The sequence below is a fragment of the Pseudonocardia alaniniphila genome, from assembly GCF_022524485.1.
GTDB classification, from domain to species: domain Bacteria; phylum Actinomycetota; class Actinomycetes; order Mycobacteriales; family Pseudonocardiaceae; genus Pseudonocardia; species Pseudonocardia alaniniphila.
Map to the genome: position 1 here is coordinate 1 of NZ_JAKXMK010000009.1, position 13,207 is coordinate 13,207.

The 13,207-nt window shown below is 69.3% G+C and carries 8 protein-coding genes; 6 read left to right on the plus strand and 2 right to left on the minus strand.

The genetic code is table 11. The annotated features are described in order from the left end of the window. Positions 1-498: 498 nt before the first annotated feature. Positions 499-1,449, minus strand: a complete 951-nt coding sequence (locus MMF94_RS11250) for a sigma-70 family RNA polymerase sigma factor (protein WP_241036301.1) — start codon at positions 1,447-1,449, stop codon at positions 499-501. Positions 1,450-1,854: 405 nt separating this feature from the next. Between MMF94_RS11250 and MMF94_RS11255 the strand changes: the two genes are divergently transcribed. Then, positions 1,855-2,163 carry a WhiB family transcriptional regulator gene (locus MMF94_RS11255; protein ID WP_241036302.1) on the plus strand — a complete coding sequence of 103 codons (309 nt, stop codon included), beginning with the start codon at positions 1,855-1,857 and terminating at the stop codon, positions 2,161-2,163. 67 nt (positions 2,164-2,230) lie between these two features. Here the strand turns inward: MMF94_RS11255 and MMF94_RS11260 are convergent, their stop codons facing one another. Continuing rightward, positions 2,231-4,993: an ATP-binding protein gene (locus tag MMF94_RS11260; protein ID WP_241036303.1), complete on the minus strand. Its 2,763-nt coding sequence runs from the start codon at positions 4,991-4,993 to the stop codon at positions 2,231-2,233. 387 nt (positions 4,994-5,380) lie between these two features. Here MMF94_RS11260 and MMF94_RS11265 point away from each other — a divergent pair, with 387 nt between their 5' ends. The 5 genes from MMF94_RS11265 (at position 5,381) to MMF94_RS11285 (ending at position 13,205) form a co-directional block, all read left to right on the plus strand. Beyond that, the gene (locus tag MMF94_RS11265; RefSeq protein WP_420852428.1) at positions 5,381-8,212 is read left to right on the plus strand and encodes a helix-turn-helix transcriptional regulator; all 2,832 of its coding nucleotides are present in this window, start codon (positions 5,381-5,383) and stop codon (positions 8,210-8,212) included. 150 nt (positions 8,213-8,362) lie between these two features. After that, the gene (locus MMF94_RS11270; RefSeq protein ID WP_241036304.1) at positions 8,363-9,028 is read left to right on the plus strand and encodes a nitroreductase; all 666 of its coding nucleotides are present in this window, start codon (positions 8,363-8,365) and stop codon (positions 9,026-9,028) included. A gap of 110 nt (positions 9,029-9,138) precedes the next feature. Continuing rightward, on the plus strand, positions 9,139-9,624 hold the full coding sequence (locus tag MMF94_RS11275; protein WP_277398698.1) for a sigma-70 family RNA polymerase sigma factor: 486 nt from the start codon (positions 9,139-9,141) through the stop codon (positions 9,622-9,624). 293 nt (positions 9,625-9,917) lie between these two features. After that, positions 9,918-10,277: a cupin domain-containing protein gene (locus tag MMF94_RS11280; RefSeq protein WP_241036305.1), complete on the plus strand. Its 360-nt coding sequence runs from the start codon at positions 9,918-9,920 to the stop codon at positions 10,275-10,277. 213 nt (positions 10,278-10,490) lie between these two features. Further along, positions 10,491-13,205, plus strand: coding sequence for a helix-turn-helix transcriptional regulator (locus tag MMF94_RS11285; RefSeq protein ID WP_241036528.1), 2,715 nt, complete (start codon positions 10,491-10,493; stop codon positions 13,203-13,205). Positions 13,206-13,207: the final 2 nt, after the last annotated feature.

Sequence of the window (13,207 nt, forward strand, 5' to 3'; positions counted from 1 at the left end):
AACCGGATGCGATCGCGCCGCCCGTTGACCAGCACTTCACACCACTCCTCGTCCTGGTCGAGGAGCAGGTCGCCGTCTAGCTCGGGAAGAAATACCTCGAACTCTTCCGATGTCGTGACTGTGGGCAGGTCGAGTCGGTTCGAGTTCATGATGGTCATAGCGCCTCCGAAGGTCTTCGCCGAGAGACAACGGAAGCGCGACCCGGGCGCCGCTCGAGGCGCTGTAATGGCCATACTCGCGGCCACTCGCCACACATCCGTCTACTTGGATTGACCATACAACGAGGTTTGTGATCCGGCTGGCTCCGTAAGGCGCAAAGAAAATGTTGCCAACGGGGCCGGCCCCAGGAAGATCACCACTATTCTGTTGAAATCGACGAAGACACGTTCGATGGCAGTGATGAAGATCACGAACGTGTCGTCCCTATTGCTGTGGCTGTCTAGAATGCGCCAATTCGCCTGCGGCAGCAATGGGCGGGAGTGCTGAGTCGCTCGCTGGTCATGCTTCCGTGAGAGGGCTGGGTCCACCCGGACTCGCATGCCGCCGTCCGCCGTGGGCAGGGTGCGGGCGAGCGATGTCGTGTCTGCCGTGCCGGTTGGGTTGGGGATGACGCCTTGCTGCGCCGGCTTGCTTCCCCGTCGCGCTGTGGCCCGCACTCAGCATTGCCGAACGACATGTGTGCGTGTGCCCGATGCGGTCGCGGTAGGAATCGATGTCGTCGATGAGCAGGCATTTGAGCCGCGCCACGTCACCGGCCTGTGCCGCGATGATGAAGGTGGCCAGCAGGCGTCCGCGCTCCTCGGGATCGACCGGCATGCGCCGTTGTTCGGCGAGATGCATGCGCGCTCGCCGCGCGAGTTGTCGTGCGTTGGACTCGCCGATGACGAGTGTGGTGGCGATCTCGCAGAACGGGTAGCCGAATGCCTCCCGGAGGATGTAGACGGCGCGCTCGACCGGTGACAACCGCTCGAGCAGGAGCCGGACGGCGAGTTCGAGCGCCTCGATCCGTTCTGCTCTCGACGAGGGTTCCTCGGCGGCATCGGAAGCACGATCCGGCAGCCAGCGGCCGACCGAGACCTCGCGGCGGGCGCGGGCCGACGTGGCTGCATTGAGCGCAAGCCGCGTCGTGATCGTCACGAGGAACCCGACTCGATCACGGACACCTGCCCGGTCTGCGGTCTGCCAACGCAGCCAGACCTCCTGGACGATGTCTTCGGCATCGGCCACACCGCCGAGCATCCGGTACGCGATCCCGAACAGGCGCGGACGGACGCTTTCGAAGTCCGCCACTGCTTCGGCCACCTCGGGGACCGCCGGACCATCCGTCGCCACCGGGTCGGGTGTGACCACCTCCGCGATGACGGGAAGAACAGACGTCGCCGCGTCGACGTTCGTGCTTGCCTCCGACGGACCTGAGCTCGCTATGACGTCGACGTCGGACAAGCGCATGAGGAGTTCCTGTTCGTTCGGGCGGAGGCCCCGGGGGAGCGGCCTTGCTCTCCGGCCGAGGTGGTGACGCACCTACGGTCGCTTTGTCCGGGCTGCGATCGCGCCCGTCGGAGGTCCGGGCCTACCCCGGGCCAGGGTCCCCGGGGCACCGGTCGATGTCCGCAGCTTCGGCAGCACGAGCCCGCCGCGACGTGGGCACGTGACGCCGCGATGGGTCCATGTCGCGGGACCGGCGGCACGGGGGTTGGCGCGGTCTACCAGGGGCCCCAGGGGCTTGCCCTGGTGCGATCAAAGCTCGGTGGGGCGACGGTGATCTCGGTTGATGGGCGCCCGGCCCAGGCCTGTGTACCGGCGGACGACCGACGGCCGCGCGACATCAGGAGCCATTCCCAGAAGGGGGTCGAGGTGGACTGGCGTTTCCGAGCCGCCTGCCGTGCGGAGGACCCGGAGCTGTTCTTTCCGACCGATTCCAGCGCGCCGGCACTGCGTCAACTGGCCGAAGCCAAGGCGGTGTGCCGACGCTGCCTGGTGCTGCTCGAGTGCCGCATGTGGGCGTTCTCGACGGGTCAGGAGACCGGGGTGTGGGGCGGCTTGAGCGCGGGCGAGCGCCGTGCGATGCGCCGGCACGATCACGCGGATCCGCCCCTTCATGAGCTGCATGCGGGACCGCGGCGATCCGCCGAGTCCGGTTCTGCTCGTCGTGTCCCGCGTTGACGACGTCTGCGAGATCGCGGATCCCTGTGCCGCAGTCTCCGGCTCGAGCGGTACCGGGCGGGATTCGTCAGACGGGGGCGGACGCCTGAGCAGCGTCGGGCAGCACCCCGGAGAGCTCCTTGCGCGAGCTGACGCCCAGTTTCGTGAACACCTTGCGCAGGTGCCATTCGACGGTGCGGGGACTGATGAACAGCTGGGCCCCGATCTGTGAGTTCGTACGCTGACGGGCGGCGAGCCGGGCGATCTGCGCTTCCTGCGCGGTGAGGTCGTCGCGGGTCTCGGCGGTGCGCTTGCGCGCCGTCTCGCCTGTGGCCAGCAGTTCGCGGCGGGCTCGCTCGCTGAATCCGGTGGCGCCCATGGTGGTGAACAGTTCGTGAGCGGCCCGCAGTTGTTCGCGCGCGTCGAGACGTCGACCTTCGCGGCGTAGCCACTCTCCGTAGAGCAGGCGAGCGCGGGCGAGCTCGGTCCGGATCCGGGTGCGGCCCAGTCGTTCGATTGCCTCTCGGTAGAGCCGCTCGGCGGGGTCGCCCTCGCTCAGCAACGCGCGTGAGCGCGCCTCGACGCCGAGTGCCCAGTCGGTGCCGGCGGCCTGGGTCATCGCGGAGAGCCGTTCGAGCGCATCGGCTGCGAGGTCGGTGGCGCCGGTGCGGGCGGCTGACTCGATCAGCTCGACCAGACCCCAGTTCGCCGCGGCCAGTTCCTGCGGGCAGCTGCCGGCCGCTCGGGCCGGGATCAGTGCTTCCTCGTAGCGGCCCAGGCCATTCAGGAGCAGCGCGCTCGCCCAGTGCGCGACGCTCGCCCCGATACCCTCGCCACGGGCAACGACGTCGGTCAGGCTCGCCTCGATGAGCGGGAGGGCGTACTCCGCGCGGCCCTGCCACGAGCGGAGGACCATGACTTCGTAGAGGGGGCGTTCGCTTCCGGTCGCCTCCCTCAGCGCCCTCGCCTCATCGACGACCGACGCCGCCGCTTCCGGTTCGCCGACGAATATCAGCATGATGAGGTGTGCGTTGAGGGCGAGGAGAAGCTCGCTGAGAGCACCTGCTTCTCGGGCGATCTGCACGTAGCGGGTGGACAGGACGCGGAAGCTCTCGTCGTCCCACGCATCTGCCGCGACCACCGACGTGACCCAGAGGGACCGCAGGCCGTCGGCAACCGAGATCTCCTCGGCGCGGAACGCCCGCAACGCTCGCCGTGTGATCGGCAGCGAGGCCGAGTACCCATCGCTGACCAGGGACGCCAGGCCCTCCAGCAGTATGTCGCCGCGGTGGTTCCGGTCCGTCGTCGCCCGCGGTACGGCGGCCGCCAACTCCGTCAGGTCTGCGGCGCGGGCGAAGCGGCCGGCGTACAGAACAGCAGAGAAGGCGTCCAGATAGGTCTGGCGGGCGAGTTCGATGTCGAGTGGCTCGAGTCGCTTGGCGGCCGTGAGCAGCAGTCGGGGAGCCTCGTTGCTGCGGCTGGACGCGTAGGCGATCTGGGCTCGCATCAGATCGACCCTCGCCCGCCCGAGATCGTCGAGCGGTCCGGCCTCGGCCGTCGCGAGCAGGTCCAGGGCCGGGTCGAAGTCACCTGCCTGGAGTTTCGCCTGTGCCGCCGCCAGGACGCGGGCAGCGCGATGCACCGGATCGGGGGTCAGCTCGGCAGCGCGTTCGTGGAACGCGGCTGCCGCGGCGAATCCACCACGGGCCTGTGCGCGGTCGGCCGAGTGCTCGAGTTCGGTGGCGACCGCCTCGTCCGGATCCGTGCTCGCCTGTGCGCGGTGCCATGCCCGGCGGTCGGGATCGAGTTCAGTCGCCTCGGCCAGTGCGCCGTGCACCTCTTGCAGCTCACGCACGTCGGCTGCCCGCCATGCGGCCGAGCGCACCAGTGGATGACGGAACCGCACCCGGGCGCCGAACTCGATCAGACCTGCCTCGGCGGCCGGGGTCGCCGCGCCCGGTGGGATACCGAGCCGCTCGGCCGCACCCCATAACACGGTGACGTCGCCGACCGGTTCGACCGCGGCCGCGAGGAGGAGCCGTCTGGTGTCGACCGGGAGCGGTAGGAGCCGTTGAAGGAACCCCTGTTCCATGCGACTCGCCAGCGGCATCGCATGGGGCATCCCGAGCCCGAACGCCAGCTGCGCCGGGGTGCGGCTTCGGGGTAACTCCAGCAATGCCAGTGGATTGCCGCGTGCCTCGGCGATGATCTCGTCACGCACGGCCGAGTCGAGTGGGCCACGGAGCGCCGTCCGGAGCAACGCTCGGGCATCCGCGTCACCCAGGCCCGCGACGAGCATCTCGGGAAGCTGCCGGAACGCCTGATCATCAGTGGTCGATCGGGTCGCGAAGATCAGTGCGACGGACTCCGCGAACAGGCGGCGGGCGACGAATGCGAGCGTGTGCGCCGAGGCCTGGTCGAGCCACTGTGCGTCGTCGACGAGGCAGACCAGGGGGCGGTCCTCGGCGACGTCGGACAGCAGGCTCAGCACGGCCAGACCGATCAGGAAGCGGTCGGGTGTGTTGCCGTCGCGCAGGCCGAACGCCGTTCCCAACGCATCCCGTTGGGGGGTGGGAAGCCGATCGAGTCGGTCCAGGAAGGGTGCGCAGAGCTGGTGGAGGCCGGCGAACGCGAGCTCCATCTCGGACTCGACGCCGGTGGCCCGCGCGACGTGGCACTCGGCCGCGCTAGCCGCCAGGTGGTCCAGCAACGCGGTCTTGCCGATCCCGGCTTCGCCCCGAAGGACGAGTACCCGGCTCTGCCCCGTGCGGACACTCGCGATGAGCTGTTCCAGCGACTCGCACTCGCTGCGGCGACCACGCAAGCTCGGCCCGCGATCACCCCTCGACATATCCTCCGCCGCCGTTAGACAGGCCGTCAGTCTAACGACCACGTCCCGCCCGACGACTGGATTCCGATCGGTGCACGATCACGCTGTGGGTAGTGGTCGGAAGGCGAGTCGAGGTGCCGGAGAAGACCGCGGCCTCATTCGGACAAATGCCGGAAATCCGGCTGATCGATGCTGCGGTGCCCGTGAGCAACGCCACGTCGGCGAGCCCCGGCCACGGCCGGTCAGCTCCGGGCCGCTGGTGGGAACCGCGTATTCCAGCCCACCAATTCGACGTCGCGTGTGGATCGCCCCGCAGATAGGGGGATTGCCGCTGCTCGTGGTCGCAGCACCACGTCGTCCTCCTGTACGGGATCTTGCGCTTTCGCGATCGCGTATCGGACGCTGGGCGTGGCTGACGCCGAGGACGTCGTGAAGGGCGCCTTGGGTTCGTCGGCGGGGAGCAGCGCGGTGGTGGTGTTGTCGAACAGCGACCCTCGGCGCAAGCTTCGTGGCAGGCGTGGTGAGTGCGCGGCGCTGGATCGGTTGGTGGCGAGCGTCAGGGCCGGGCGGAGTCAGGTACTGGTCCTGCGCGGCGAGGCGGGGGTCGGAAAGTCCGCGTTGGCGGAGTACCTGGTGGAGAGCGCGGCGGGATGTCGGATCGCGCGGGCGGCAGGCGTCGAGTCCGAGATGGAGTTGGCGTTCGCCGGGTTGCACCAGCTGTGCGCGCCGATGATGAGCCGTCTCGACTGCCTTCCCGGCCCGCAACGTGACGCGTTGGCAGTCGCGTTCGGTCTGAGTTCGAGTAGCGCGCCCGATCGTTTCCTGGTCGGGTTGGCGGTACTCAGCCTGCTGGCCGAGATGGCCGAGGAGCAGCCGCTCGTCTGCGTGGTGGACGACGCTCAATGGCTTGATCGGGTCTCCGCACAGACGCTGGCCTTCGTCGCACGACGGCTGCAGGCGGAGCGGGTGGCGTTGGTGTTCGCGGTGCGTGGACCGACGCACGGTCCGGCCGAGGACCAGCTGGTGGGGCTGCCGGAACTCGTGGTCCGGGGTCTGCGTGACGGCGATGCGCGTGCGCTTCTGGATTCGGTGGTCCACGGCAGGCTCGACAAGCGCGTCAAGGACAGGATCGTCGCCGAGACCCGCGGCAATCCGCTGGCCCTGCTGGAGCTGCCACGGGGCTTGACGCCGGCGGAGCTGGCCGGCGGGTTCGGGCTCCCTGACGCGCGGCCACTGGAGAGTCAGATCGAGCAGAGCTTCCTGCGGCGCATCGGGTCGCTTCCGATCGCGACGCAACGGTTGCTGCTGGCGGCTGCCGCCGAGCCGGTGGGGGACGTGCCGTTGCTGAGGCGTGTGGCCGAGCGGCTCGCCATCGGGCCGGAGGCTGTGATGGCGGCCGAGGCCGCCGGACTGATCGAGTTCGGAGCGCGGGTGCGGTTTCGTCATCCGCTGGTGCGCTCGGCGGCCTATCGCGCGGCAGGCCCCGGGGACCGCCAGGACGTGCATCGCGCGCTGGCCGAGGCGACCGATCCCGAATCCGACCCGGATCGCCGAGCATGGCATCGGGCCCATGCGGCGGTGGAACCCGACGAGGCCGTGGCCGGCGAGCTGGAACGCTCGGCCGACCGCGCCCATGCCCGTGGCGGGATCGCGGCGGCCGCCGCGTTTCTGAGGCGTGCGGCCGAGCTGACGCCGGATCCGGCCAGGCGTGGAGCGCGGGCGTTGGCCGCGGCACGTGCCAGCCTCGAGGCCGGGGCTCCCGATGCGGCACTCGAGCTGCTCGCGGCCGCGAAGATCGGCCCGTTGAACGACCTTCAGCGTGCGCAGCTGGCCCGTACCTGCTCCCAGATCGTCTTCGCCCGCATGCGCAACAGTGATGCCGTGCCGTTGCTGCTGCGTGCGGCCGAACGACTCGAACGACTCGACGCGGGACAGGCACGTGAGGCGTACCTCGAAGCACTCGGGGCAGCGGCCTTCGCCGGGCGCCTCGACGCACAGGGCGGATTGCGGGACGTGGCGGACGCCGCCCGCGCCGCCCCGCCGGGACCGCAGCCACCACGGCCGATGGATGTGCTCCTCGACGGTCTGGCCACGCGGTTCGCCGAGGGCTACGTCACGGGTGCGGCGCTGCTGCGTCGCGCGCTCCAGGCGTTCCAGCAGGACGCCGGGCGTCACGAGGACGACACCATGCGGTGGCTCTGGCTGACGTGGCTGGTCGCCGGTGATGTGTGGGACGACGAGGCATGGCATGAGCTGACCACTCGCGCGGTCCGGCGGGCTCGCGACACCGGCTCGCTCAACGTCCTTCCCCTTGCCCTGACCTACCGCGCCGTCGTGCACGTGCACGCCGGCGAGTTCGCCGAAGCCTCTGCGTTGATCGAGGAGGCCGACGCGATCACGAAGGCGACGGGCAACGCGCCCCTGCGGTACGGCTCGCTGCTGTTCGTCGCCTGGCGCGGTGAGAACGCCGCGGTGTCGGCGCAGATCCAGACCGACGTCGATGAGGCGGCCGTCAGGGGCGAGGGACGCGCCATCGGGCTCGGTGACTACCTGATCGCGGTGCTGTACAACGGCCTCGGTCGGTACGACGTCGCCCTGGCCGGCGCCGAACGGGCGTGCGAGCACGACGATCTGGGTGGCTTCGGCTTCTCGCTCGCCGAGCTCGTCGAGGCGGGCGCTCGGGGCAATGCCCCCGAGGTGGCCGCGACCGCCCTGCGCCGACTCGAGGAACGAGCCACAGCCAGCGGCACGGAGTGGGCCCTCGGCATTCTGGCCCGATCCAGGGCGCTGCTCAGCACGGGCAGCGCCGCCGAGGTGTTGTACCGCGAGGCCATCGAGCGTCTCGGGCGAACCCGCGTCGGCGTTCACCTCGCCCGCGCCCACCTGGTGTACGGCGAGTGGCTGCGTCGCGAGGACCGGCGCCTCGACGCGCGTGAACAACTGCGAACCGCCTACGAGATGCTGCACCGCTTCGGCGCCGAAGCCTTCGCCGAGCGCGCCCGCCGCGAGCTCCTGGCAACCGGCGAGTCGGTGCGCCGACGCGTGGTCGAGACACGGGAGGGCCTCACCGCGCAGGAGGCCCAGATCGCCCGGCTCGCCGTCGACGGACTGACGAACTCCGAGATCGGCGCCGAGCTGTTCATCAGCCCGCGCACCGTCGAGTGGCACCTGCACAAGGTCTTCACCAAGCTCGCCGTCAATTCGCGTAGCCAGCTCCGCGGCGCGCTGGCCGACACCTGACGGGCGTCCGCGTCACGACGGCGCGGACGTCTCCACTCCGGTGCGTAGGCACGGGCCGGGCGTCGCTCGGGAGATCGTGACGCCCTGTCACATTCTGCGGTCCTCCCCTGTCCATCTGGTGACACCTTGAGCAGATGGGGGTAGGCGACCTTGGACGTCTATGAGGCGGTAACGAGCCGGCGCGCGGTGCGTGGATTCACCGACCGGCCTGTCCCGGCGGAGGTGCTGCAGCGCGTCCTGTCCGCCGCGTCCTGGGCGCCGTCCGGCTCGAACCTGCAGCCTTGGCATGCCTACGTGCTGACCGGAGGGCCGCTGGCCGAGCTCAAGAAACGTGCCGGCGAGCGCATAGCCGCAGGTGACCCCTGGGATGAGCCGGAGTACGAGCAGTACCCGCCCGCACTGAAATCTCCCTACCGCGAGCGCCGGGAGGCCTTCGGCGAGCAGCGTTACGGCGCACTCGGTATTCCGCGTGCGGACGTGGAGGCGCGCCAGCGGGCCGCCTCCGCGAACTGGGACGCTTTCGGGGCGCCCGCGGCCCTGTTCTGCTACATCGACCGCGACATGCGCCGGCCCCAATGGTCCGACGTCGGCATGTTCCTGCAGACCACCATGCTGCTGCTTCGCGCCGAAGGGCCGCACAGTTGCACGCAGATGGCGTGGGCGAAGTTTCACAAGACCGTCGCAGAGATCCTCTCGCCCCCGGACGAGCTCATCCTCTTCTGCGGCACGTCGATCGGGTTCGAAGACGTCACGGTGCAGCACCCTCGTACGGGCCGGGCGCCGCTCGGCGAGACGGTCACGTTCATCGACGGCTAGCCGGGGATCCGGCCACCTCAGAGGATGGCCTGTGCTGTGCCCTGAAACAGGAGTAGATCCCCATCGGACCCTGCGCCGGAAATGAAGAAGAAGTCGAAGCCTTCATCCGAATGCTGTACGAGCAAATGGCTGTACCGTTGTTCTCTTTCGCTCTCCGGCTCACCAGAGACCGCACCGTGGCCGAGGACGTCGTACAGGAAGTACTGGTGCGCGCCTGGCGCCGCGCCGATCACCTGGAACCCGGCTCCGACGCGCTGCGTGGGTGGCTGTTCGCTGCGGCCCGCAACCTTATAACTGATATGTGGCGCGCGAAGGCCAGGCGGCCGGCAATCGTGTCGTGCGACGAGGCTGTCGATGTGGCGGTCACGGCCGACGACGTCGACCGGGTCTTGCGGCGTCAGACGCTCGACGATGCGCTCTACCAGCTCACGCCCAAGCATCGTGATGTGTTGATCCAGATCTACTACGAGGGCCGATCGCTTGCCGAGACCGCACACCGGCTCGGTGTCCCTCTCGGCACCGTGAAATCACGCGCACACAACGCATTACGGGCATTGCGGATGCTACTGCAAGAGATCGAAGTGCAACCGCGATAACCATCCTGTCCGGTGTGGGTGAAACCTACGCATTCGGTTCACACAATCCCGGTCCGCTGCCGAGGCCAGGTACAGCCCGAATCCGAGACCCGGGGTGATTCCCGGGAGCACCACAGGTCCGCCCGGGGCGCGTCGCGGGGGACGATGAGGGTCGGCGGGAGACGCCCGGGCCGTCCGATCGCGACGCTGTGACGGTGGCCCGACCGGAAGGGCAGATGCCCCGCTTCGTGATCGCCGATCTGTGATGGTCGGCGACAGCCGCATGAGGCGATTGCCACGTCCTAGGGAGAATAATGTCCAAGTTCACGTTCGTTGACGAGCGTCAGTGGATCCGCGAGGAGGTGGTGGGGCACGCCATCGATCGATGCACCTTGTGGCGGGACGACACAATCTCGTTCTCCTTCGTGAAGATGCCTCCGAACTACGATCTCGGCTTGCACAAGCACGAATCGTGGGTCGCTGTCTACCTCGTCGAAGGAACCATGAAGTGGGAAAGCGATGGCGAGGAGCGCAAGGTCTCCGCAGGTGACTTCTACTTCGTCCCCGACGGCGAGAAGCACGTGGAGACCTCGATCGACGAGTGCCTCGTGATGATCATCAAGGCGGAGCCCAACGTGCAGTACCGGATCGACCCGGCGGGAAATCGGATGTAGGCGGCGACGGCTGACCGGTCTGCCCGGCCGATCTCTGCGGGACGGGGCCGATAATTGCCAGGGGGTATTGTTGGCCTCGTCTCCCGTGGATCGGATGTGACGTGGCCGGAGCACTGTTGTCGTCGAACGTCCGAGGGGCGGTCGACCCGGTTCCGAATTGCCGTCTGAAGCGCGAAATATCGTGAAAGTGCTGTTTCATTGAAACGGCGTCTGGTGTTGCGGGGCCGGCGAGCCGAGTGCGAGGCACTCGAGCGGCTGCTCAGGGCGGTTCGAGCGGGGGAGAGCCGTGCGCTGGCGGTCTGCGGCGAGGCCGGCATGGGCAAGACGTCCTTGCTGGAGTACGTGGTCGAGCGTGCCCCGGGGTGTCGGGTGGCGCGAGCTGCAGGAGTGCAGTCGGAGATGGAACTGCCCTTCGCGGGTCTCCACCAGCTGTGCGCGCCCATGCTGGGGAGCCTGCAGCGGCTGCCCGCACCTCAGCGCGACGCCCTGGCCACGGCATTCGGGCTGAGCGCCGGACCAGCGCCGGACCGGTTCCTCGTCGGGCTGGCCGTGCTCGGCTTGCTGGCCGAGGTCGCGGAGCAGCGGCCGTTGATCTGCGTGATCGACGACGCGCACTGGCTCGATCACGCCTCCGCGCAGGCGCTGGCCTTCGCCGCGCGCCGGCTGCGAGCCGAATCCGTGGCTCTGCTCGTCGCGGCCCGCACACCTGAGGTGACCGCGGAGTGGTCCGGACTACCGCAACTGGTCCTCACCGGCCTCTCCGACGACGAGGCCCGGGCACTGCTGAAGGCCGCAGTGCCCGGGGTCGTGGACGAACGGATTCTCGACCGGATCGTCGCCGAGACCAGGGGCAACCCGCTGGCGTTGCTGGAGTTGCCCCGCGGGATGAGCCCCGCCGAACTGGCCGGTGGGTTCGGTTCACCGCGCGCGACCGCGATTCCTCAGCAGATCGAGGACAGCTTCCGGCGGCAGCTGACTCCGTTGCCCGTCGACACGAGGGAGCTACTGCTGGTCGCAGCGGCGGAGCCGGTGGGGGATCCGGTTCTGGTGTGGCGAGCGGCCCAGGGGCTCGGCATCACGGTTGCGGCAGCGATGCCGGCGGCCGGGCTCGTGGAGCTCGCGGCGCAGGTGCGATTCCGGCATCCGCTGGTGCGCGCGGCGATCTACAACGCCGCCACCCCACAAGAGCGACAGGACGTACACCGCGCCCTGGCAGAAGCCACCGACCCCGAGGTGGAGCCCGACCACCGGGCGTGGCACAAGGCGCAATCGGCACCGGGGCCCGACGAGGACATCGCCGCCGACCTCGAGCAATCGGCCGGACGCGCACGAGCCCGTGGCGGACTTGCCGCGACCGCCGCGTTCCTGACCCGGGCCGTCGAGCTGACCCCCGATCCGCAACGCCGGGCCGAACGCGCGCTGGCCGCGGCGAAGGCCACACATCAGGCCGGATCGCCCGACACGGCATTGAACCTGCTCTCGATCGCCGAGGCCGGTCCGCTGGACGAACTGGCCCGCGCCCACGTGCTACACGTGCGTGGACAGATCGTCTTCGCTCAGCAGCGCAGCCGCGACGCATCTCCGCTGTTGCTCCAGGCCGCCCGCCGGCTCGAACCGCTCGACGTACCGCTGGCTCGCGAGACCTACCTCGACGCGCTGCGGGCCGGCAGGTTCGCCGGTTCACTGGGCCATGGCGTCAGCGTGCGTGAGATGGCCGAAGCTGCGGCCGGAGCGCCCCCCGCGCCGCACCCGCCACAAGCAGCCGATCTGCTCCTCGACGCACTGGCCGTGCGCTACACCGACGGATACGCGGCTGCGGCACCCATGACGGCGCTTGCGCTGCGCGCCTTCCGCGACGCCCACATCTGCGGCGAGGAAGGACTGCACCGGTTCCACCTCGTCTGCATGATCGCGATGGATCTGTGGGACCACGAGACCTGGCACCTGCTCTCCAGGCGGCTGCTTCGACTGGCACGCGAGGCAGGCGCCCTCACCACGCTGCACATGGCCCTCGCCGCACGCAGCCTTGCGCACACGTACACCGGTCAGCTGGCCGAGGCGGCGGCGCTGGCCGAGGAACAGGAGACACTCACCGAAGCGACCGGACGAGCGACCGGAAGCCGGCACGAATCCCACAGCGCGCTGATGCGTGTTGCCTGGCAGGGCCGCGAAGCCGAGACAGCTCAGCTGATCGACGACATCACGGCGGAGGCCCTGAAGCGTGGCGAAGGCTTATCGCTGACCATCGCCGGGTGGGCGCAGGCGTTGCTCTTCAATGGCCTCGGCCGCTACGAGGACGCGCTGACCACGGCCCGGCAGGCCCGCCAACAGACGGCTGAGGGTGCCGGCGGCTGGGAGGCACTCGTCGAGCTCATCGAAGCAGCCGCTCGCAGTGGTGAAACGGACGAGGCGGCTGACGCCCTCACGCTGCTCTCGCAGATGACCCGTGCGAGTGGCACCGACTGGGCGCTGGGCGTCGAGGCCCGTTGCTGCGCCCTGCTCAGCACCGGGCACGTCGCCGAGACCGCCTACCTGGAGGCAACCGACCGGTTCGCCCGCGCCCGCATCCAGGGCGAACTCGCCCGCGCCCACCTCGTCTACGGCGAATGGCTCCGCCGCGAGCGGCGCCGTCTCGACGCCCGCGAGCAACTGCTCACCGCCCACGAGATGTTCACGGCGATGGGGATGGAGGCGTTCGCCCAGCGCGCCACCCGCGAGCTTCAGGCCGCCGGCGGAACCGCCCGCCAACGCCCCGTCGAGTCCCACACCGAGCTCACGACCCAGGAGGCGCAGATCGCGCGCCTGGTCCGAGAGGGCCTCACGAACAACGAGATCAGCGTCCGGCTGATAATCAGCCCGCGCACCGTCGAATGGCATCTCGGCAGGATCTTCAGCAAGCTGAACATCACCTCACGCCGACAGCTGTGACC